Genomic DNA, 20265 nt, shown 5'->3' on the forward strand with positions numbered 1-20265 from the left:
GCAGTTGTTCAAATCCGGAAATCCAGTGAACTCAGAACGCCATTGCAAGAACGGCGAAGCTCGCCACAAACAGGGACATGGAAACGAAAGCGGCAATGTCACGGGCAAATGCAGTCATGATCAACTCCTGTTAATTCCCTATATGTATTATGTATGTTCCATCTTTGTTCTCATGTCAATTGCATTTATGGCGAATTTTCGAGACCGGCGCAGTCCAGCAATCCCCCGCCCCGCGGCGCCGGGGCAAGGCCGCGCGGCCTGCCAGGTGCCCTGGCGACGATCCGCGGCCAATAAAAAAGCCCGGGTGCTTGCACCCGGGCTCTCAACTCTCGCGCTTTTGACGGCGGCTTAGTTGCAGGCGTCCTTCAGACCCTTGCCGGCCGAGAACTTCGGCACGTTGCGGGCAGGAATGTCGACTTCCTTGCCGGTCTGCGGGTTGCGGCCCTTCGAGGCTTCGCGACGCGAAACGGTGAAGTTGCCGAAGCCGATCAGACGGACGTCGCCGCCATTCTTGAGCTCACCGGTGATGGTTTCGAAAACCGCTTCGACAGCCGAGGTTGCGTCACCCTTGCTGAGGCCTGATTTCTCGGCAACAGCTGCCACGAGTTCATTCTTGTTCATTTCCGTCCCTTTCTGGCGTTATGTCGACTCATTTCGTTCGATGCGGTGATCCTACGCATCTCGACGTTCCGTGCAACCAAACTCCCCGGAAACCCGCGCTTTATAAAGGCTTTTCACAGGGAAAACGTTATTTTCCGGTTCGGCGAACCGGCCAAGCCCTGCGAAATCGTGTTGACAACCGGTGAGGCGTTCCCTTTCGGCACATCCGGCCCGTGGAGTGGCGCGCATGTCGCGCCTGATGACACGAAAACGGGCGGGAGATGATCCCGCCCGTCAAGCATTTTTCCAGTTCTGCCAAAGGCCTAATGCGCGATGGCCGCTCCGCTGTCTTCTCCGGCCTCGGCCGCAATCGGAGTTTCCGGCTTGGCGTCCGGATCCCATGTGATTGCCTCGGGCATTCTGACCAGCGCATGGCGCAGCACATCACCCATCTTCGCGACCGGAATGATTTCCAGGCCGTTTTTGACATTGTCCGGGATCTCGGGGAGATCCTTGGCATTGTCTTCCGGGATCATCACGGTCTTGATGCCGCCGCGAAGGGCTGCGAGCAGCTTTTCCTTGAGCCCGCCGATCGGCAGCACCCGTCCACGCAGCGTGATCTCGCCGGTCATGGCAACATCGCGGCGCACCGGGATGCCGGTCATGATCGAGACGATCGCGGTGGCCATGCCGACGCCGGCCGACGGGCCGTCCTTCGGGGTGGCGCCTTCGGGCACGTGAACGTGGATGTCGCGCTTGTCGAACATCGGCGGTTCGATGCCGAAATCGACGGCCCGCGAGCGAACATAGGATGCCGCTGCCGAAATCGATTCCTTCATCACGTCGCGCAGGTTGCCGGTCACCGTCATTTTGCCCTTGCCGGGCATCATGACGCCTTCGATGGTCAGCAACTCGCCGCCAACTTCAGTCCAGGCAAGCCCGGTGACCACGCCGACCTGATCATCAAACTCGGCCTCGCCGTAGCGGAAGCGCGGCACGCCGAGATAATCGGACAGGTTTTCGGCGGTCACGCTGACCTTCTTCACCCCGGTCTTCAGGATCTCGGTCACAGCCTTGCGCGACAGCTTCATCAGTTCGCGCTCGAAGTTGCGCACACCGGCTTCGCGGGTGTAGGTCCGGACAATCTGCAACAGCGCCTCGTCGGTGACCTCGAACTCCTCGGGCTTGAGCGCATGGTCGCGCACGGCCTTGGGAAGAAGATGCCTGCGGGCGATCTCCACCTTCTCGTCTTCGGTGTAGCCGGCGATGCGGATGACTTCCATGCGGTCCATCAGCGGAGCCGGAATGTTGAGCGTGTTGGCCGTGGTGATGAACATCACGTTGGACAGGTCGTACTCAACCTCGAGATAGTGGTCCATGAAAGTCGAATTCTGTTCCGGATCCAGCACCTCGAGCAGCGCCGACGATGGATCGCCGCGGAAATCCTGGCCCATCTTGTCGATCTCGTCGAGCAGGAACAGCGGGTTGATCTTCTTGGCCTTCTTCATCGACTGGACCACCTTGCCCGGCATCGAGCCGATATAGGTGCGCCGGTGGCCGCGGATCTCGGCTTCATCCCGGACCCCGCCAAGCGCCATGCGGACATATTCGCGGCCGGTTGCCTTGGCGATCGACTTGGCAAGCGAGGTCTTGCCGACGCCGGGAGGTCCGACGAGGCAGAGAATCGGACCCTTGATTTTCGATGACCTTGCCTGCACGGCAAGATACTCGACGATCCGCTCCTTGACCTTTTCAAGGCCGAAGTGATCCTCGTCGAGCACCTTTTCAGCGGCGTTGAGGTCGATCTTGACGCGGGACTTCTTGCCCCAGGGCAGCCCCAACAGCCAGTCGAGATAGTTGCGCACGACGGTGGCTTCGGCCGACATCGGGCTCATCTGCTTGAGCTTCTTGAACTCGGCGTCGGCCTTTTCGCGGGCTTCCTTGGACAGCTTGGTCTTGGCAATGCGGTCTTCCATTTCGGCCATCTCGTCACGGCCGTCCTCGCCGTCGCCAAGCTCCTTCTGGATCGCCTTCATCTGCTCGTTCAGGTAATATTCGCGCTGGGTCTTCTCCATTTGCCGCTTGACGCGGGAGCGGATGCGCTTTTCGACCTGCAGCACCGAAATCTCGCCTTCCATGAAGCCGAGCGACTTTTCCAGGCGGCCCTTGACCGAGACGGTCGAAAGCATGTCCTGCTTTTCAGGGATCTTGATCGACAGATGCGAGGCCACCGTGTCGGCGAGCTTCGAATAATCATCGATCTGGCTGGCAGCACCTACGACCTCGGGGGAGATCTTCTTGTTGAGCTTGACGTAGTTTTCGAACTCGGAGACGACAGACCGCGACAAGGCCTCGATCTCAACCGGGTCTTCCTCGGGCTCGGCAAGCTCGATGGCACGGGCTTCGTAATAGTCTTCGCGGTCGGTGTATTCGACGATCTCGGCGCGCGCGCGCCCCTCGACCAGCACCTTGACGGTGCCATCGGGAAGCTTGAGCAGCTGCAGCACATTGGCAATGGTGCCGATCTCGTAGATGCCGGCGGGTTCCGGATCGTCGTCGCTGGCATTGATCTGGGTGGCAAGCATGATCTGCTTGTCCGACCCCATCACTTCCTCAAGTGCCCGGATCGACTTTTCACGGCCGACAAACAGCGGCACGATCATGTGCGGGAACACGACGATGTCGCGCAATGGAAGAACGGGATAGATACCTGCCTCTTCAGGGGCGTGTGATGAGCTCACATTTTTATCCGGCATTTTGTTTCCTTTCATGGCCTGTTCAGACCGATTGGCAACGCGGCATGCGGTCCCGGTTCATCCAGCAACCGCCATCTGCGTCCTTGCATGGGGAAAACCCCTTTCCAGTCTAATTGGAGAACCGGCGCCCCGGTTTCAAGTCAGATCAACAACGGCAATTCGTTTCATTACCGATTCGTGACGATATTAGAGAATGAAAGTGGCGGGAAGCTGGAGCCGCAGGAAAACGCGCGGGAGAAACACCGACAACGCGGCGTCGCATGCGGCCCCTGCTCCCATGTCCGTAAACGCGAACGGGCCCCAGGGGGCCCGCTCAAAACGTGTTGGCAGATCTGCCCAGAGCCGATCAGGCGGAAGCCGAATCCTTGGTGTCGCCGTCCCGCTCCGCATAGATGTAGAGCGGACGGGCATTGCCGGTGACGACATCGTCGGAAATGACGACTTCGCGCACGCCTTCAAGTTCCGGCAGCTCGAACATGGTGTCGAGCAGGATCTTCTCCATGATCGAGCGCAGGCCGCGCGCACCGGTCTTGCGGATGATGCCGCGCTTGGCGATCTCGTGCAGCGCACTTTCGTGGAAGGTGAGTTCCACGTCTTCCATCTCGAACAGACGCTGATACTGCTTGACCAGAGCGTTCTTCGGCTCGGTCAGGATCTGGATCAGCGCTGCCTCGTCGAGATCTTCAAGCGTCGCCAGCACCGGCAGACGACCGATGAATTCCGGGATCAGGCCGAACTTGACCAGATCCTCGGGCTCGAGTTCGCGCAGCACTTCGCCGACGCGGCGTTCGTCCTGGGCGCGAACATTGGCGCCGAAGCCGATCGAGGTTTTCTCGCCACGGGCGGAAATGATCTTGTCGAGGCCGGCAAAGGCGCCACCGCAAACAAACAGGATGTTGGTGGTATCGACCTGCAGGAATTCCTGCTGCGGATGCTTGCGGCCGCCTTGCGGCGGAACCGAGGCAACCGTGCCTTCCATGATCTTCAGAAGCGCCTGCTGCACGCCCTCGCCCGACACGTCGCGGGTGATCGACGGATTGTCCGACTTGCGCGAGATCTTGTCGACCTCGTCGATGTAGACAATGCCGCGCTGGGCGCGTTCGACGTTGTAGTCGGCCGACTGCAACAGCTTGAGAATGATGTTCTCGACGTCCTCGCCGACGTAACCGGCTTCGGTCAGCGTCGTGGCGTCAGCCATGGTGAACGGCACATCGATGATGCGCGCCAGCGTCTGGGCCAGGTAGGTCTTGCCGCAGCCGGTGGGGCCGACCAGCAGTATGTTGGACTTGGCCAGTTCCACGTCACCCGACTTCGACGAGTGGTTGAGACGCTTGTAGTGGTTGTGAACCGCGACCGAGAGGATCTTCTTGGCCTGGTGCTGGCCGATCACATACTCGTCGAGGGTTGCGATGATTTCCTGCGGGGACGGCACACCATCGCTGGATTTCACCATCGAGGATTTGTTTTCCTCGCGGATAATGTCCATGCACAACTCCACGCATTCATCGCAGATGAACACTGTGGGACCGGCGATGAGTTTGCGCACTTCATGCTGGCTCTTGCCGCAGAAAGAGCAATAAAGGGTATTCTTTGAATCGCCGCCGTTGCTGCCGCTGACCTTGCTCATTTCACTTTCCTTCCCGCAATCCCGGCATCAAGGCCCGGATGTATGGCGCCTGACCGCAATAACGCCGTGACGTCGGTGCTTACAGGCAATCTCGGGGTACAAACCCGACCATCAGGTAACCATTCCTGCGGCCGGTGGCAACGAATCCCCGTCAATCTGGCAATGCTACGCCAGAGAAATTGAACATAGACTTAACGTCCATACTAGCGCGCTGTGGCGCTTGCGCCACCCCGGGCACACACAAACGTGTTGCAGGAGAAGCGCAATGGCCTTGAAAACGACGCCAGTTTCGAACCAAAAAGCCTGATCCCGTCCTCAGGAGTCGGTCTCGATGTACTCGCGCTTGTCGATAACGCGGTCAATCAGACCAAAACCAAGCGCCTCGTCCGCCGTCATGAAGTGATCACGATCAAGGGTCTTCTCGACCGTTTCGTAATCCTTGCCGGTGTGGGTGACATAGATGTCGTTCAACCGGCGCTTCATCTTGATGATGTCCTGCGCATGGCGCTCGATGTCCGAGGCCTGGCCCTGGAACCCGCCTGACGGCTGGTGCACCATGATGCGGGCGTTCGGCGTGGCAAAGCGCATGCCCTTCTCGCCGGCGCACAGCAGAAGCGATCCCATCGACGCAGCCTGACCGATGCACAGGGTCGAAACCGCCGGCCGGATAAACTGCATTGTGTCGTAGATCGCCATGCCGGCGGTGACCACGCCGCCGGGCGAATTGATGTAGATGGCGATTTCCTTCTTCGGGTTCTCGGCTTCGAGAAACAGAAGCTGGGCGCAGACCAGCGTCGCCATGTGATCTTCAACCGGGCCGGTGATGAAGATGATGCGCTCCTTGAGGAGCCGCGAATAGATGTCGTAGGACCGTTCGCCGCGGTTTGTCTGCTCAACGACCATGGGCACCAGGGCCATGGCGTTATCAACTGTATTTTTCATTGCGCTTCCCTTGTCAAACGGCCCGGCAGACCCAAAAGCCTGCCCAGAATCAGTCTTATTGAACTCACTACATAGAGTGTGCCCCCCCGCCGCTTCAAGACGCAAGGCGCCGAAACGGTTGGGAACTGTTGTTCACGACTGATGTTAAAGCGACGTTACGGTTTTGAAATTGTCTTTATGCAAATGGCAATTCGGCGGTTTGACCACTCGATCCCGTCCCGTTTCCAGCCCAATGTCTCCAGCCTTCCGGTCAAGCGTAAGCGAACGGCAGGTGCGGGTCGGTGGGCGGGAGACATCCAGCAGCCTGCTCTGACAGCAATCGTTAACGTTTTGCTTTCCTTGCCGCCCGGAGTGAGTCACACTCACTCGTCAAGTCGCGGACACGGCCCACAGAATGCCGCTGCCGCAGCAAGGGAGCGTGTGTCATGTCCGAGTTCTTGCCTGCCCGCCACGGCATCGTGGCAACCCTTCTTGCCTTTTCCGTCGCCTCGCCGGCATTTGCCGGCGGCAAGACGCTCGCCTGCTACCAGCAGGTGCACCAGCCCGCCGTCTACCGGACCGTCCACGAGCAGGTGGTGGTCAGGCCCGGCGGCGTTGTCCACGAGACCATCCCCGCCCGCTACAGCCAGGTCACCGAGACCGTGCTTGTCGAGCCGGAACGGGTGGTGGCGCGGCATATTCCGGCCGTGACCAGAACCGTGCATCAAACCGTGATGATCCGCGACAAGTCGGTTGGATGGGAGTGGCGCCACGTCCACGGTGTCAAGACGCTGTGCAAGGTGGTGCATCCCGCGCAATACGCCACGCGCGCCCAGACCGTGATTGTGCAGCCCGCCCGCACCGTGCATGAAAGAATTCCTGCGCGCTATGCGCACCGCACCCGCACCGTGCTGGTTCAGCCGGAACGTACTATCACCCGCCACGTACCGCCAGTCATCAAGACGGTTGCGCGCACGATGGAAGTCCAGCCAGCTTCCGCCGGCTGGGTACAGGTTTCAGGGCGCAGCCGCTGCAAGTGAGGTCCCGGACCGTCATCCGGGCAGCAGTCGTATTCCGAACGACCTCGCCTGGACCAGAACGCCGGGGCATGGGAGCCTGAAAGTTCACGTGCCCCGATCGTTTCGGATTTCCTGCCCGGCAAATCCGCGATAATGCTCGCGCATGACCACGCACAAGCTTTCCGTTTCACAAGATCCCCGCGATCCCGGTTTCGTTCAGGACCCCTACCGCTTTTACGCTGGTATGCACCGCACCTCGCCTGTCTTCTTCTGGGAAGAGTACGGGATGTGGTGCGTGTCGGGCTATGACCAGGTCAACGCGCTGCTCAGGGACCGGCGGCTTGGCCGGGAGAACCGCTGGGGCGCGCCGCTGAACCCGGCGGAGGGCCGCGGACACCTTGCCGATTTCGACCGGATCGAAAGCGGCTCGCTGCTCGAACGCGAGCCGCCTGCGCACACGCGGCTGAGAACGCTGGTCAACCGCGCCTTCGTTTCCCGCTCGGTGGAGCGGCTCAGACCGCGCATCCGTGGGCTCGCCAATCAACTGATTGACGCCCTGCCCGCAAATCAGCCGTTCGATCTGCTGCCGGCGTTCGCCACCCCGATCCCGCTGACGGTGATCTGCGAATTGCTCGGCGTCCCCGTGAGCCGGGCCGATGACCTGCTCAACTGGTCGCACGCGATGTGCGAGATGTATGTGCCGCAGCGCTCGCCCGAGACCGAGGAACGCGCCAACCGCGCCTCGGCCGAGTTCGGCGCGTTTCTGACCGCGCATATCGAGGAGCACCGGCACAATGGCGCCGACGATCTGCTTTCGGCGCTGATCGGGGTACGCGACACCGGCGAAAAGCTCTCCGACGACGAGCTGATCTCGACCTGCGTGCTGCTGCTCAATGCCGGCCATGAAGCGACCGTTCACCAGACCGGGAATGCGGTCAAAACCGTCCTCGAGCAAGGCAGCGACCCGCGCCGGTTCTTTACAACACCGGAGATGGCGGCGGCGACAATCGAAGAGGCGCTGCGCTATGACGCGCCGCTGCACATGTTCACCCGCTATGCCTATGAGGAGGTCGATCTCGGCCCGGTGACGCTGAAGCCGGGCGAGCAGCTGGCGCTGCTGCTCGGCGCCGCCAACCGCGATCCGTCCGCCTTCGAGGCGCCGCATGAATTCCGTCCCGGCAGAGCCGACCAGAAGAATGTCAGCTTCGGCGCCGGATTGCATTTCTGCATCGGTGCGCCGCTGGCCCGGCTCGAATTGCAGGAATCGCTGTCCCTGCTGTTCGACCGGCTGCCTGGCCTGAAGCTTGAAACGCCGCCGCGCTATCGCGACAGCTATCATTTCCACGGGCTAGAAAGCCTCAAGGCCGTCCAGATACAAAGCCGATGACTGGTGCGGGCCGCGCCTTCTTCTGCAAAGGCGGAGGCCCGCGGCGCAGGCGTTCAACCTGAATATGCGCTAAATCTAATGCTTCAGGTTAGAGCTTGATAACATAGTCTTTGCGAGTCGTTTCAAGGACTTCCCAGCTTCCCCTAAAGCCCGGCCTGAGGATGAAGCTGTCACCCGCCTTGACGGTAACCGCATCGGCGCCATCCTCGGAAATGACAGAAAGCCCTTCCAGTATCCGGCAGTATTCCCACTCATCGTAGGAAATCCGCCATTTGCCCGGAGTCGACTGCCAGATGCCGCAATAAAGCCCGTCGCGCTCCTCGAGGTTCCAGGTGGTGTGCACCGGATCGCCGGAAAGCAGCTTCTCCGGATCGGGCCGGGAAACATCGGGCTCAACCGCCGGTGAGACGGGAAGATAGGCGGAGTTCGACATGGGACCTCGCAGGATGCAATCGAAGCGTCTATATTGACCGCATGAGGATCGACAAGGCAATCGAAAGCACGATGGCAATGAATGATGCCACCTGGGCGCGCCATGCCAATCCCCTGAGCTTCTGGACGCGGGTGCCAATCCTGCTGTTGCTGACGCTTGCGATCTGGTCGCGTATGTGGATCGGCTGGTGGTGCCTGGCGCCGGTTGCTGTTCTGCTGGCGTGGACCTTCATCAATCCGCGCGCCTTTCCGCCGCCGGCTCACCTGAACAACTGGGCCTCGAAAGCGGTGCTCGGCGAGCGCCATTGGCTGGCGCGGAAGACCACGCCCATTCCGGCCCATCACGCGCGCTCGGCGCTGATCCTGTCGGTGCTGTCGGGCCTGTCGCTGATCCCGCTCGCCTACGGGCTTTGGGCGCTCGATCCCTGGGCGGCTTTTCTGGGCGCCCTGCTCGCCTCAGCGTTCAAATTGTGGTTCTGCGACCGGATGGCATGGCTGTCTGACGATATGGCCGTGCAGCCGATGCAAAGCGGTGCTCAGCAGACCTGAACGCCGCATTCGCTGATGGTGAATTCCTCGGCGGGCTCGGTCAGCGAGCCGTCAAACTGTCGGCCATCGGCGCATTGCGCGCGGGCCTCGAATGTCAGCCGTCCGGCCAGTTCGCCCTCCTTCATATTGAGGAAATACTCGACGGCGCAATCCTTCTCGACCGCCAGTTGCTCGGAGAGTTGGTCGAGCCAAGCCGGATTGGCCGACTGAGCATGGGCCACGGGCGCCAGCGTCAAAGTGGTTGCGAGTGCAAGGGAAATGGTTCGGAGCGTGTTGTGAAACATGGGACCTCCTGCTTCAGGTTGGGTCCAGCCTAGTCTCGCATCCGCCCGACCGCCTTGCGGCAGATCAATCGAACCGGCTTAGTTACCCAGAGCGGCTGCGAGTGCCGGCGGAGTCAGGTATTTCAACTCGTCCTGCGAAAACGGGATCCGCACGGTCGTCGGTGCTGCGGGGTCCGTGTTCTCGACCTTGCGGGCGATCAGTTCACCGAGACGGGCATCCGAACCGTCGGGATCGTTGAGGATTTCATAGCTGTAGGTGTAGCATTCGCCCATTCCGTCGCCGCAGGCGCCGCCATTGTCGGAATGGGTCGAAATGAAACCAAGATCGAGCACCTTGTCGCCGATGGCGCCAAAGACCCCGACGCCTCCCTCGGTGTAGCCCTGTCCGGTGTAATAGAACTCCATCAGCCAGCCGTGATTGTCCTTCCCGAGTTCGACGACACGGAAGGCCTCCTCCGGCGGCACTTGCCCCCAGGAGCCGGCATCGGTGGAGAGATCGTTGCTGGCAACCAGGGCCATCCTGTCTCCCCGCGGCCTGAGAATGACGAGGCCAAGCTTGCCCGAACAGGCATGGCAATCTGCATGCCCACCCTCGGAGGTGAGCGCGTAGCCGGCCATGGCGGCATAAATCGTCGGAACGCCGTCTTCGATCACGGTGGACAGCAGATGCGGACGCATGCACAGCCGCTCGGACGCGCGCGCGGCAACCCAGCATTTGCGGCGATTGTCATAAGGGCCGTAAAACTCTTCCATCGTGGCGCGCCAGAAGGTCCTGGGGTCGTCAATGCTTGAGGCCGCGATCGAGGTCAGCGTCTCGGCCCGGAGGGGCGCGGCCCCTATAATCAGCAGAAGGATCAGAGAGGGTAAGGGCAGGCGCATCATGAAAAGGCTCCGGATCGGTCGTCAGGCTGCGAATAAGACCAGCCGCGGACTGCAAGGGCAAGGCCCGGAGCCATCTCCTTCCACGCAAAACGGCCCGGCTCTTGAGGCCGGGCCGTTCATTCTCAGACTTCAGATCCGTGATCAGGCCTTGGCGAGGGCCTGCTCGAGATCGGCGATGATGTCCTTGACGTCTTCGATGCCGACCGACAAGCGGACGACGTCGGGGCCGGCACCGGCAGCAACCTGCTGCTCAGGCGTGAGCTGGCGATGGGTGGTTGAGGCCGGATGGATGACCAGCGAGCGCGTGTCGCCGATATTGGCCAGATGCGAGAACATCTCGAGAGCTTCGACGAACTTCACACCGGAATCGTAGCCCCCCTTCAGGCCGAAGGTGAACACAGCGCCGCCACCCTTGGGCGAATAGCGCTGCTGCAAGGCATGGTTCTCATGCTCGGGCCGGGCCGCATAGGAAATCCAGGCCACCTTGTCATGCTTGGCCAGCCAGTTGGCGACTTCCAGCGCATTGTCCGAGTGGCGCTGCATGCGCAGTGCCAGGGTTTCGACGCCGGTCAGGATCATGAATGCGTTGAACGGCGAGATCGCGGGACCGAAATCGCGAAGACCCAGCACGCGGCAGGCAATGGCGAAGGCAAAATTGCCAAAAGTTTCGTGCAGCACCATGCCGCCATATTCGGGACGCGGCTCGGAGAGCATCGGGTACTTGCCCGACTTCGACCAGTCGAACGAGCCGCCATCGACGATGACGCCGCCCATCGAGTTGCCGTGGCCGCCGATGAACTTGGTCAGCGAATGGACGACGATGTCGGCGCCGTGCTCGATCGGCTGGATCAGGTAGGGCGAGGCCATGGTGTTGTCGACGATCAGCGGCAGCCCGTGCTTGCGGGCGACTTCGGCAATGGCGTTGATGTCGACGAAGGTGCCGCCCGGATTGGCGAGGCTCTCGATGAAGATCGCCTTGGTGCGCTCGTCGATCTGGCTCTCGATGCTGCCCATGTCGGCCGGATCGGCCCAGCGGACATGCCAGTCGAACGACTTGAAGGAATGGCCGAACTGGTTGATCGAGCCGCCATAGAGCCGGTTGGCGGCGATGAAGTTGTCGCCCGGGCTCATGATGGTGTGGAACACCAGCAACTGGGCGGCATGGCCCGATGCCACGGCAAGAGCTGCCGTGCCGCCTTCGAGTGCTGCGATCCGCTCCTCAAGCACGGCCTGGGTCGGGTTCATGATGCGGGTGTAGATGTTGCCAAAGGCTTTCAGGCCGAACAGCGAGGCGGCGTGATCGGCATCCTCGAAGACAAAGCTGGTGGTCTGGTAGATCGGCGTGGTGCGCGCGCCGGTGGCGGGATCCGGCTGGGCCCCCGCATGAATCGCAAGCGTGTTGAAACCTGGCTGATTGTTCGGCATGGACCTCTCCCCTTGTGCCCGACTTGAATGGTGAGAGGGGTTATCCCGCATGTCCGAGCCAGGGTCAAAGAAGAATTTTGCGCGACCGGCATGGCAGGCGCGCCGCACACGGCAATTCCTGCATGAAGCAAGAAATATCATTCCACCCCATGCGTCCCCCTACCGGGACTGAGTAGCGACGGCTGGCCGGCCATGATCCTCGCTCCGGTCTAGGCCTTTGCCGTGGCAAGCGCAAGACCCGGGCTTGAGGCGCTAGCCAGCCGGTTTCTCACATTCCGGCAGGCGCGCGAGCAGCCAGTCCCGTGACGGGCGGACCTGCTCGGGCAGATCCTGCAGTACGTCGTCGACAATCTCGGCCGATACCGCGCTGACCTCGCAGCCATAGGCCTCAAGATCGCCGTCGGGATTGTCCTGCTTCCATTCGAGATAGTCCTCGCGTTCGAAGGCGATTGCCGCGGCGATGCCGGCAACCGGAACCACCACCAGGGCGCGCCGCAACCGAGCCTTGGCCTTGGTCCTGAGCACCGCGGCGGCAATGGCCTTGCGATTGGCGATGGCGGCCGCGGCAGCGCTCGCGGTCATGGTGGTCACCTGCGCCGTCAGCGACACGGCCCATACGCCCATGCTGACCGCCGTGGTGGCGAGCGAAACGCACAGGACCGCGAGAAAGGCGGTGGTTCGCATCATTTTCAACAACTGGAACAAGATCCGCACTCACTCCGTGTGATGGCAACAGCTCGCGGCATTGCGACGGATGCAAGCGAAGGCCGCGGGCCCTTTATCCCGCGCGACAGTGGCGCGAAAGCGGCAAGGTCAGGCGCCGCTTCCGTCCTCCGGCTTGCCCCTGAGTCCGTAACTCTGAAATCCGGACCGCATCACCGGCTTCCTCGATGACAGAACGCCCGAGTTGACGCCGTTCCAGCCGATCTCGCCCGATAGCCGCCCATATTCGATCTTCGGGCAGCGGTTCATCACCACCTTGATGCCTGCGGCTTCAGCACGGGCGGCGGCTTCGTCATGGCGGACGGTCAGCTGCATCCAGATCACTTTCGGCAAGGGATCAAGCGCAAGAGCTTCATCGACAATACCGGGCACGGCATCGGAGGCGCGGAAGATGTCGACCATGTCGATTGCGACCGGAATGTCACTGAGCCGTGCATAGGTCATCTGCCCGAGAATGGGCTTGCCCGCCTGCCCGGGATTGACCGGGATCACCTGGTAGCCCTTGTCGAGCATGTATTTCATGACGAAGAAGCTCGGCCGCACATCATTGGCGGACGCGCCGACCACGGCGATGGTCTTGACCGACTGCAGGATGCCGGAAATGTAGGCGTTGTCGTAGCTGTCGTGGTCCATGGTCGGCCTTCCGGAATAATCGTCTCCCAGATGTGGCAACGGCAGGGGGTGACGTCAAGCGCCTGCGGCCTTGCCTTCATCCCGATCTGCGCCACAATTGTCTGTATGCTCAATCCGGTGGCCCTAGGAGAAACCCGATGACAGAGACGTTCAAACCCATCCTGAAGATGCTGTCGGCAGCCGTGGTGATTGCAGCAACTTTGGCCGCGGCAGCAGGTCCGGCGCATGCGATCAGCCGCATCGAAACGACGAAGACCGATTGCAGCGCCATTCGTGCGACGCTGATCCGCGAGGGCGCGGCAATCCTGAGATACACCTCGAAACGAGGACTGCCGATCTACGACCGCTACGTCAGTTCTTCGCTGATGTGCGAAAGCCCGTCGGTCGGTGTCTGGGCCCGGGTGCCGGCACGCGACACCAATTCCTGCCGGGTGATCCGCTGCGACCCGCATGCCCTTGAAGATGACGAGGGCCTGCTCAACTTCCGGCCGCTGCTGCGGCTGAAGCCGTAACCGGCCGCGTCACTGCTACGACTGACGCATGTAGAAATAGTCGAACAACTCGGTCTCGAAGCTGAGCGACCGGTAGAGCGCCCGTGCCGGCACATTGTCGGTGACCACCTGCAGCACGGCCTGGTCAACGCCCTGCGCCGCCGCCCAGTGCAGAAGCGATCCGACGGCTTGCCTGGCCAATCCCCTGCCCCTGCAGCTCTCGTCGGTGGCAACCGACTCCAGCACCAGCAGACGGTCGACGATCACGCCATAGGCAATCGAGCGGATTTCGCCACCAACCTCCACGCCTGCAAACCGCTTCGGAGCCCGGATCAACCCCAGCATGCCCGCGAAGATCGCCGGATCGGACACGGCGATCCGGTCGCGCGCCGCCAGCCATTCCGGATCGGGGACATTCCACAATCGAGTTCCGAAGCCTCCAACAGGCATCCGGTTCCGGATATCGGAGCAGAGGGTCGTGGTACCGCCTTCGATCCGGTACCCGCGGCGCGCCAGCCGGTCGGCCGAGGCGGCTCCGGCAAACGAGAGCAGCCTGAACAGCGCGGGCTGACCGTAGCTCGCGTAGAAGTCTTCGGTTCGGTCGATTGTGGCGTCAGCAAGCTCGGTAGCGCCCGGCAGCGGATTGAGCGAATTCACCCGGCGGATGGTTCCGCCGCTGCGCCGCGCGCTCCAGCCGCCAAGCACGCCATCGGTATCCGCCGGCCAGGCCGCGCGGCAGGCCATTTCAGAGCGCCAAAGGAAGTCTTCGTTCATGGCACTCGCCCTCCTTGCCTACGACGAATCTATTCGGGCAATGCCATATGGCCGTTTTCATCGAGTTCCACGAACGGGTTGTGCGCCAGCTCCCAAAGATGGCCGTCCGGATCGGCGAAATAGCCGGAATACCCGCCCCAGAACACTTCATGCGGCTTCTTGACCGGGCGCCCGCCGCACTCGACCGCGAAGGCCCAAGCCGCATCCACTTCCGCGCGGGAGCCGAGATTATGGGCAAGAGCAACGCCTTCGAAACCCTGCCGCGAGGTCGGCTCGACCCCGGCGTCGGCGGCGAGCGCATCGCGCCCGAACAGGCCAAGCACCGTGCCTTTCATGTGAAAAAAGGTGACATTGTCGTTTGAAGCCGAGGATCGGCGGAATCCCAGCCTTTCATAGAAGCCGGTCGCCGCCGACACGTCGGCCACGCCGAGCGTGATCATGGAAACGCGGGATTGAATAGTCATCACTACAAACTCCTGCCGCCGCCCGGCTCAAACGCCTGCCCGACGCGCCTCAAAAAACGGAACATAAAGAGAACGAAATAGGCAAATCCTGCACGAGTCAAGAGCTTGCCTTGTCGCCAACCTTTCGCTTATTCGCCGGTCCATTCCGGCTTGCGCTTGGCGATGAAGGCGCCGATGCCTTCCTCGGCATCGCGGGCCAGCATGTTCTCGACCATGACGCCGGCGGTGTATTCATAGGCGTCCCCGAGCGACATCTCCGCCTGGCGGTAGAACGCCTCCTTGCCGATCTTGACGGTCAAGGGCGATTTGGAGGCGATGACCTCCGCGTATTTCATCACCACCTGGTTGAGGTACTGGCGTGGCATGATCCGGTTGATCAGTCCGAACTCTCGGGCGGTGGAGGCGTCGATGGTCTCGCCGGTCAGCAGCATTTCCATCGCCTGCTTGCGGTGCACGTTGCGGGAGAGCGCCACCATCGGCGTCGAACAGAACAGCCCGATATTGACGCCCGGCGTGCAAAAGGTCGAGGTGTCGGTGCACATGGCCAGATCACACGATGCCACAAGCTGGCATCCGGCGGCGGTGGCCAGGCCATCGACCTCGGCAATCACCGGCACCGGCAGATGCACGATGGTCTGCATCAATTCGGCGCACAATTTCATGGTGCGGCTAAAAAACGCCCTGCCCCGGTCCTCGTCGGCGCGGTGGACGGTCAGCTCCTTGAGATCATGGCCGGCGGAAAACAGCTTTCCGGGTGTCGCCGAGGCGAGGATCACCACCCGGACGGACGCGTCCTCGCGGGCGGCATCGAGTTCTGTCTTGAGGGCTTCCATCATGGCGATCGACAGGGCGTTGGCCGGAGGATTGTTCATCTCCAGCCGCAGCACACTGCCGTGTCGTGTGGTCTTGACGAGACCGGCGGGTGCATCCTGTTTCAGTTCGACGACGTTCATGCGTTCAGACCTCTTTCTGTTCAAATTCAATTCTAGCGCGACGGTGGCGCTGCGTGAACCCCGGTTGCAACGTTGACCGGACGCCGCATTTCCGCAACGGTGCCGGGGACAAATCGAATCTGGCGGGAGGGTTGGGGCCGATGGCGAAGGTGCTTTACGAACGCGACGGGCGGATTGCCCGGATCACGCTGAACCGGCCGGATGTGCTCAACGCCATCGACGATGACGTGCCGCGCGAGCTGGAAGCCGCGGTCCTGCGCGCCAACGAGGAGCCGGGCATTCACGTGATCGTGCTGTCGGGCGCGGGCCGCGCCTTCTGCGCCGGCTACGACATGACCTACTACGCCCAGGCCACCGGCGGCGACGGCAACGCAGTGACGCAGGCCATGCCGTGGGACCCGATGAAGGATTATGCCTTCATGAGCCGCAACACCGAGCGCTTCATGAGCCTGTGGCGCTCGCACCGGCCGGTGATTGCCAAGGTGCACGGTTTTGCGGTCGCCGGCGGGTCTGACATAGCGCTCTGCGCCGATCTGGTGGTCATGGCCGAGGATGCCGAAATCGGCTACATGCCGGCGCGGGTCTGGGGCTGCCCGACCACGGCGATGTGGGTCTACCGGCTGGGGGCGGAGAAAGCCAAGCGGATGCTGTTTACCGGCGACAAGATCGACGGGCGCGAGGCCGAACGCATCGGTCTTGTGCATAAGGCGGTGCCGGCCGAAGAGCTCGACACTGAGACCGAGCGGCTTGCCGAACGCATGGCCACGGTGCCGGTCAACCAGCTGATGATGCAGAAGCTGATGATCAACCAGGCGATCGAGGCGATGGGGCTGAAACAGACGCAGATGATCGCCACCGTGTTCGACGGCATCACCCGGCATTCGCCGGAAGGCATCAATTTCAAGCACCGGGCCGAGGCGGAAGGCTGGAAAAAGGCCGTCACAGAGCGCGATTCAGGCACCTATGACTGGACCGAGGACCGCCCGGTCAATCCGCGCGGCTAGGCCGGCTTGCAGCAACCCCATCGACACATTCAAGACACAGGAAAACGACCCATGCCCGCACCGGCAACGCCCGTAATGTCCGCCCCCGAAGTCTCGGCCTATATCGACGAGGTCTTTCCGCAGATCAAGGCAAACGGGGACGACATATCGGTGGAGACGGTGTCTGCCGGGACTGCACGCGTGCGGCTCCACGCCGACGACAAGCATCTGCGGCCCGGCGGAACCGTCAGCGGCCCCACCATGTTCATGCTCGCAGATCTCGCAGCCTATGCGGTGATCCTGGCGCATATCGGCCGGGTGGCGCTGGCGGTCACCACCAATCTCAACATCAACTTCCTGATGAAGCCCGAACCCGGGCCGCTCGATGCCACCGCGATGATCCTGAAACTGGGCAAGCGACTGGTGGTCATCGATATCGCCATCCGCGATTCCGGCGGAGAAATGGTAGCGCACGCAACCGCCACCTACTCGATTCCGCCGCGGAACTGAGCCGCAACGGGCCGAAATTATGCGGTATTTAGATACCGTATAATTAAGCCATTGTTTTGTATGGAATATTTTTGATTTCCTCTAAAGCCGATCGCTTGACGGTGATTTGCACCTCCCCTATAAGCAGCCAGCGTTGGCACCCCTATGGGGCGCCGATGCGATGTTGGTGCGGGTGAAGCCATTCCGGGCTCTTCCCGAAACAACCCAAGCAACAAGAAACGTCCGTTCCGGCCCGTCCGGTTCCGGATCCTGAATAAAGAGAGAAACTAGATGAAAACCTTCTCGCAGAAGCCTGCAGAGGTGGACAAGAAGTGGGTGATTATCGACGCGACTGATCTCGTCGTCGGCCGTCTCGCCACCGTTGTCGCCAACCGCCTGCGCGGCAAGCACAAAGCCACCTTCACCCCTCACGTTGACGATGGCGACAATGTCGTGATCATCAATGCCGAAAAGGCCGTCCTGACCGGCAAGAAGTACACCGACAAGAAGTACTACTGGCACACCGGTTACCCCGGCGGCATCAAGGAGCGCACTGCGCGCCAGATTTTCGAAGGCCGCTTTCCCGAGCGGATCATCGAAAAGGCTGTCGAGCGCATGGTTCCCCGCGGCCCCCTCGGCCGTCGCCAGATGAAGAACCTGCGCGTCTACGCCGGTTCGGAACACCCGCATGAAGCCCAGCAGCCGACCGTCCTCGACGTCGCCTCGCTGAACACCAAGAACAAAAGGAGCGCCTGATAATGGCTGAACTCAATTCGCTTGAGGAGCTCGGCGCATCGGTGACCGCAGCAGCCGAACCGGCAGCCCCGGTTCACGTCCGCAAGGTCGACGATCTCGGCCGGTCCTACGCCACCGGCAAGCGCAAGAACGCGATCGCCCGCGTCTGGGTCAAACCCGGCACCGGCAAGATCACCGTCAACGGCCGTGATTTCGTCACCTACTTCGCACGCCCCGTGCTGCAGATGGTTGTCCAGCAGCCGGTCGTCGCCGCTGCCCGCCAGGGCCAGTTCGACGTCGTCTGCACGGTCACCGGCGGCGGCCTCTCCGGCCAGGCCGGTGCTGTCCGTCACGGCATCTCCAAGGCGCTGACCTACTACGAGCCGGGCCTGCGCGCGGTTCTCAAGAAGGGTGGCTTCCTGACCCGCGACAGCCGCGTGGTCGAGCGCAAGAAGTACGGCAAGGCCAAGGCCCGCCGCTCGTTCCAGTTCTCCAAGCGCTAACTGGCACTTCAAGTATCTCAATATTTTCAAGGAGGCCCTTCACAGGGCCTCCTTTTTTCATGCCTACAAAACGTTCACAACGATTTGAAATCGCAGTTGTTCTAGTTTACGTTTTTTACAAAATGTAGACACCGCGAAATAAGGATCGACCTTTCTGGATGATGAACACAGCCTTGGAGACGGGCGAATCCTGGTCTACAAGCGGGCTGGCAGCCCCTACAGAGGTGGCTCGGTTCGTCTGAACAGTTCAGGGCGTTTCGTTAAGTGGATTTCCGCCTCGATTATGCTGCGACCAGGATTGGCGTCAGCGCTTTGAAGTAAGCCTGATCCGGTGTTTGCCGGTCAAGGGATGAATGTGGGCGTCGGCTGTTATAGAAGGCCAGATATCGACTGATGCCTGCTCGGGCCTCCGGCACCGTTTTGTAGGCGTGGAGATAGACCTCCTCATATTTGATCGACCGCCAAAGCCGCTTGACGAAGACATTGTCTCGCCATGCGCCCTTGCCGTCCATCGAGATGGCGATTTCAGCCTTCTTCAATACCGCCGTGAAGTCGATGGATGTGAACTGGGACCCCTGGTCCGAGTTGAAGATGTCAGGCTTGCCGTGGCGCAAGCGCTTCCTCAACCGCTTCGATGCAGACGGCCGTTTCCAGCGTGATCGACAGCCGCCAGGACAGAACCCGGCGGGAGAACCAGTCCACGACGGCGCAGAGATAGACGAAGCCGCGGGCCATGGGGATGTAGGTGATATCGGTCGCCCAAACCTGATTGGGTCTGGTGACAGCCAGCTTGCCTAGGAGATAGGGATAGACCTTGTGGCCCGGCGCTGGTTTCGAAGTGTTCGGCCGGCGGTAGATAGCCTCCATACCCATCTTCTTCATCAGCGTCGCGATGTGGAGACGCCCTACTGCCAGTCCTTCCGCTTTCAAGAGCCCCGGTAACATGCGACGTCCCGCGAATGGGTAGTCGAGATGCAGCTCATCAATCCGCCGCATCAGGGCAAGATCACCTTCAGGCACAGGACGAGGCAGATAGTAGACGCTGCCACGGCTGAAGCCGAGAAGCTTGGCCTGGCGTGCAATGATAGTTGGTGATGACGGTCGATCATTTCTTTCCGCCCAGCAATCCCGCCTTGCCGAGCGCCCCTGACAAAAAACCGTTTTCCAGTGCCAGTTCGCCGATTTTGGCATGAAGCGTTTTGATGTCGACGGCCGGAGCCGCCGCTTCTGTCTTGGTGTCACCGCCAAAAACGCCCGTCGCTCCCTCCAGGAGTTGTTCTTTCCATTGCTTGATCCGGTTGGCGTGGACATCGAATTGCTGGGATAACTCCACCAGCGTCTGTTCGCCACGGATGGCTGCAAGCGCCACCTTCGCCTTGAAAGCCGGGGTTGGTTCCGGCGCGGTCGTCTTGTCATGGTGTCTCCTGTTTCCGGCATCTAAGCCAAATTCAAGCAGAAATTCCACTTATCCCCGCTGTGCAGTTTTCCCGAGCCACCTCTAACGACGCAAATACAACCACGTTTGCACCATTCTAAAGTCCTTGTTTCCGTTTTAGTTTTTTTGAATCCGACTTTTAGTCAACACGCTCCATACAACCTGGGCGCAAGGTCACCGGCACCAGAATTTGCCAAAAG

At 61.2% G+C, this 20265-nt stretch carries 21 protein-coding genes and 1 pseudogene; 8 read left to right on the plus strand and 14 right to left on the minus strand.

The annotated features are described in order from the left end of the window. Nucleotides 1-348: 348 nt before the first annotated feature. The 4 genes from hupB to clpP all read right to left on the minus strand — a co-directional run bounded on the left by hupB (nucleotide 349) and on the right by clpP (nucleotide 5925). The gene (hupB, locus tag O4H62_RS02950; RefSeq protein ID WP_152009162.1) at nucleotides 349-621 is read right to left on the minus strand and encodes a DNA-binding protein HupB; all 273 of its coding nucleotides are present in this window, start codon (nucleotides 619-621) and stop codon (nucleotides 349-351) included. Between the two features lie 302 nt (nucleotides 622-923). After that, on the minus strand, nucleotides 924-3356 hold the full coding sequence (lon, locus tag O4H62_RS02955) for an endopeptidase La (RefSeq protein ID WP_269385627.1): 2433 nt from the start codon (nucleotides 3354-3356) through the stop codon (nucleotides 924-926). A gap of 346 nt (nucleotides 3357-3702) precedes the next feature. Further along, nucleotides 3703-4983: an ATP-dependent Clp protease ATP-binding subunit ClpX gene (clpX, locus tag O4H62_RS02960; protein ID WP_269385628.1), complete on the minus strand. Its 1281-nt coding sequence runs from the start codon at nucleotides 4981-4983 to the stop codon at nucleotides 3703-3705. A 315-nt stretch (nucleotides 4984-5298) separates the two neighbouring features. Next, complete coding sequence (gene clpP / locus O4H62_RS02965) at nucleotides 5299-5925, minus strand: ATP-dependent Clp endopeptidase proteolytic subunit ClpP (RefSeq protein WP_269385629.1); 627 nt, start codon at nucleotides 5923-5925, stop codon at nucleotides 5299-5301. Between the two features lie 425 nt (nucleotides 5926-6350). Here clpP and O4H62_RS02970 point away from each other — a divergent pair, with 425 nt between their 5' ends. Next, nucleotides 6351-6944 (plus strand): hypothetical protein, encoded by a 594-nt coding sequence (locus O4H62_RS02970; RefSeq protein ID WP_269385630.1) that lies wholly within the window; start codon nucleotides 6351-6353, stop codon nucleotides 6942-6944. Between the two features lie 142 nt (nucleotides 6945-7086). Next, nucleotides 7087-8310: a cytochrome P450 gene (locus O4H62_RS02975; RefSeq protein ID WP_269385631.1), complete on the plus strand. Its 1224-nt coding sequence runs from the start codon at nucleotides 7087-7089 to the stop codon at nucleotides 8308-8310. A gap of 88 nt (nucleotides 8311-8398) precedes the next feature. Here the strand turns inward: O4H62_RS02975 and O4H62_RS02980 are convergent, their stop codons facing one another. After that, entirely contained in the window at nucleotides 8399-8743 is a 345-nt protein-coding gene (locus O4H62_RS02980) for a cupin domain-containing protein (protein ID WP_269385632.1), read from the minus strand. A gap of 41 nt (nucleotides 8744-8784) precedes the next feature. Here O4H62_RS02980 and O4H62_RS02985 point away from each other — a divergent pair, with 41 nt between their 5' ends. Next, nucleotides 8785-9291 (plus strand): DUF6653 family protein, encoded by a 507-nt coding sequence (locus O4H62_RS02985; protein ID WP_331284442.1) that lies wholly within the window; start codon nucleotides 8785-8787, stop codon nucleotides 9289-9291. Here the strand turns inward: O4H62_RS02985 and O4H62_RS02990 are convergent. The 5 genes from O4H62_RS02990 to O4H62_RS03010 form a co-directional block, all read right to left on the minus strand. Then, nucleotides 9279-9575 carry a hypothetical protein gene (locus tag O4H62_RS02990; protein WP_269385634.1) on the minus strand — a complete coding sequence of 99 codons (297 nt, stop codon included), beginning with the start codon at nucleotides 9573-9575 and terminating at the stop codon, nucleotides 9279-9281. The two genes, O4H62_RS02985 and O4H62_RS02990, sit on opposite strands and share 13 nt — an antisense overlap. 78 nt (nucleotides 9576-9653) lie before the next feature. After that, nucleotides 9654-10457, minus strand: coding sequence for a hypothetical protein (locus O4H62_RS02995; protein WP_269385635.1), 804 nt, complete (start codon nucleotides 10455-10457; stop codon nucleotides 9654-9656). A gap of 141 nt (nucleotides 10458-10598) precedes the next feature. Beyond that, nucleotides 10599-11882 (minus strand): O-acetylhomoserine aminocarboxypropyltransferase, encoded by a 1284-nt coding sequence (locus O4H62_RS03000; protein WP_269385636.1) that lies wholly within the window; start codon nucleotides 11880-11882, stop codon nucleotides 10599-10601. Nucleotides 11883-12134: 252 nt separating this feature from the next. Beyond that, entirely contained in the window at nucleotides 12135-12569 is a 435-nt protein-coding gene (locus tag O4H62_RS03005; protein ID WP_269385637.1) for a hypothetical protein, read from the minus strand. Between the two features lie 126 nt (nucleotides 12570-12695). Further along, a complete protein-coding gene (locus O4H62_RS03010) occupies nucleotides 12696-13238 on the minus strand; it encodes a CoA-binding protein (protein WP_269385638.1) in 543 nt (180 codons plus the stop codon). Between the two features lie 137 nt (nucleotides 13239-13375). On the opposite strand from O4H62_RS03010, the gene O4H62_RS03015 reads away from it, so the two are divergent. After that, entirely contained in the window at nucleotides 13376-13750 is a 375-nt protein-coding gene (locus tag O4H62_RS03015; RefSeq protein WP_269385639.1) for a hypothetical protein, read from the plus strand. A 15-nt stretch (nucleotides 13751-13765) separates the two neighbouring features. Here the strand turns inward: O4H62_RS03015 and O4H62_RS03020 are convergent, their stop codons facing one another. From O4H62_RS03020 to O4H62_RS03030, 3 genes are all read right to left on the minus strand, one after another. Then, nucleotides 13766-14503 carry a GNAT family N-acetyltransferase gene (locus tag O4H62_RS03020; RefSeq protein ID WP_269385640.1) on the minus strand — a complete coding sequence of 246 codons (738 nt, stop codon included), beginning with the start codon at nucleotides 14501-14503 and terminating at the stop codon, nucleotides 13766-13768. A gap of 29 nt (nucleotides 14504-14532) precedes the next feature. Beyond that, entirely contained in the window at nucleotides 14533-14967 is a 435-nt protein-coding gene (locus tag O4H62_RS03025) for a VOC family protein (protein ID WP_269385641.1), read from the minus strand. A gap of 128 nt (nucleotides 14968-15095) precedes the next feature. Then, the gene (locus O4H62_RS03030) at nucleotides 15096-15920 is read right to left on the minus strand and encodes an enoyl-CoA hydratase (protein ID WP_269385642.1); all 825 of its coding nucleotides are present in this window, start codon (nucleotides 15918-15920) and stop codon (nucleotides 15096-15098) included. A 140-nt stretch (nucleotides 15921-16060) separates the two neighbouring features. Here O4H62_RS03030 and O4H62_RS03035 point away from each other — a divergent pair, with 140 nt between their 5' ends. The 4 genes from O4H62_RS03035 (at nucleotide 16061) to rpsI (ending at nucleotide 18630) form a co-directional block, all read left to right on the plus strand. After that, entirely contained in the window at nucleotides 16061-16924 is an 864-nt protein-coding gene (locus O4H62_RS03035; RefSeq protein WP_269385643.1) for a crotonase/enoyl-CoA hydratase family protein, read from the plus strand. Between the two features lie 51 nt (nucleotides 16925-16975). Next, nucleotides 16976-17413, plus strand: a complete 438-nt coding sequence (locus O4H62_RS03040; protein ID WP_269385644.1) for a PaaI family thioesterase — start codon at nucleotides 16976-16978, stop codon at nucleotides 17411-17413. A 270-nt stretch (nucleotides 17414-17683) separates the two neighbouring features. Further along, nucleotides 17684-18148 (plus strand): 50S ribosomal protein L13, encoded by a 465-nt coding sequence (gene rplM / locus O4H62_RS03045; protein ID WP_269385645.1) that lies wholly within the window; start codon nucleotides 17684-17686, stop codon nucleotides 18146-18148. A gap of 2 nt (nucleotides 18149-18150) precedes the next feature. Then, nucleotides 18151-18630 carry a 30S ribosomal protein S9 gene (gene rpsI, locus O4H62_RS03050; RefSeq protein ID WP_269385646.1) on the plus strand — a complete coding sequence of 160 codons (480 nt, stop codon included), beginning with the start codon at nucleotides 18151-18153 and terminating at the stop codon, nucleotides 18628-18630. Between the two features lie 281 nt (nucleotides 18631-18911). On the opposite strand, the pseudogene O4H62_RS03055 reads toward rpsI, so the two are convergent. Then, a pseudogene (locus tag O4H62_RS03055) lies at nucleotides 18912-20046 on the minus strand (IS3 family transposase). Nucleotides 20047-20265 lie beyond the last annotated feature (219 nt).

Source organism: Parahoeflea alexandrii, from assembly GCF_027214025.1.
GTDB lineage: Bacteria > Pseudomonadota > Alphaproteobacteria > Rhizobiales > Rhizobiaceae > Hoeflea > Hoeflea alexandrii_A.

Bases quoted from the DNA above. Each gene is read 5' to 3' on its own strand.
- hupB (WP_152009162.1), bottom strand. From the start codon at position 621: ATGAACAAGAATGAACTCGTGGCAGCTGTTGCCGAGAAATCAGGCCTC.
- lon (WP_269385627.1), bottom strand. From the start codon at position 3,356: ATGCCGGATAAAAATGTGAGCTCATCACACGCCCCTGAAGAGGCAGGT.
- clpX (WP_269385628.1), bottom strand. From the start codon at position 4,983: ATGAGCAAGGTCAGCGGCAGCAACGGCGGCGATTCAAAGAATACCCTT.
- clpP (WP_269385629.1), bottom strand. From the start codon at position 5,925: ATGAAAAATACAGTTGATAACGCCATGGCCCTGGTGCCCATGGTCGTT.
- O4H62_RS02970 (WP_269385630.1), top strand. From the start codon at position 6,351: ATGTCCGAGTTCTTGCCTGCCCGCCACGGCATCGTGGCAACCCTTCTT.
- O4H62_RS02975 (WP_269385631.1), top strand. From the start codon at position 7,087: ATGACCACGCACAAGCTTTCCGTTTCACAAGATCCCCGCGATCCCGGT.
- O4H62_RS02980 (WP_269385632.1), bottom strand. From the start codon at position 8,743: ATGTCGAACTCCGCCTATCTTCCCGTCTCACCGGCGGTTGAGCCCGAT.
- O4H62_RS02985 (WP_331284442.1), top strand. From the start codon at position 8,785: ATGAGGATCGACAAGGCAATCGAAAGCACGATGGCAATGAATGATGCC.
- O4H62_RS02990 (WP_269385634.1), bottom strand. From the start codon at position 9,575: ATGTTTCACAACACGCTCCGAACCATTTCCCTTGCACTCGCAACCACT.
- O4H62_RS02995 (WP_269385635.1), bottom strand. From the start codon at position 10,457: ATGATGCGCCTGCCCTTACCCTCTCTGATCCTTCTGCTGATTATAGGG.
- O4H62_RS03000 (WP_269385636.1), bottom strand. From the start codon at position 11,882: ATGCCGAACAATCAGCCAGGTTTCAACACGCTTGCGATTCATGCGGGG.
- O4H62_RS03005 (WP_269385637.1), bottom strand. From the start codon at position 12,569: ATGATGCGAACCACCGCCTTTCTCGCGGTCCTGTGCGTTTCGCTCGCC.
- O4H62_RS03010 (WP_269385638.1), bottom strand. From the start codon at position 13,238: ATGGACCACGACAGCTACGACAACGCCTACATTTCCGGCATCCTGCAG.
- O4H62_RS03015 (WP_269385639.1), top strand. From the start codon at position 13,376: ATGACAGAGACGTTCAAACCCATCCTGAAGATGCTGTCGGCAGCCGTG.
- O4H62_RS03020 (WP_269385640.1), bottom strand. From the start codon at position 14,503: ATGAACGAAGACTTCCTTTGGCGCTCTGAAATGGCCTGCCGCGCGGCC.
- O4H62_RS03025 (WP_269385641.1), bottom strand. From the start codon at position 14,967: ATGACTATTCAATCCCGCGTTTCCATGATCACGCTCGGCGTGGCCGAC.
- O4H62_RS03030 (WP_269385642.1), bottom strand. From the start codon at position 15,920: ATGAACGTCGTCGAACTGAAACAGGATGCACCCGCCGGTCTCGTCAAG.
- O4H62_RS03035 (WP_269385643.1), top strand. From the start codon at position 16,061: ATGGCGAAGGTGCTTTACGAACGCGACGGGCGGATTGCCCGGATCACG.
- O4H62_RS03040 (WP_269385644.1), top strand. From the start codon at position 16,976: ATGCCCGCACCGGCAACGCCCGTAATGTCCGCCCCCGAAGTCTCGGCC.
- rplM (WP_269385645.1), top strand. From the start codon at position 17,684: ATGAAAACCTTCTCGCAGAAGCCTGCAGAGGTGGACAAGAAGTGGGTG.
- rpsI (WP_269385646.1), top strand. From the start codon at position 18,151: ATGGCTGAACTCAATTCGCTTGAGGAGCTCGGCGCATCGGTGACCGCA.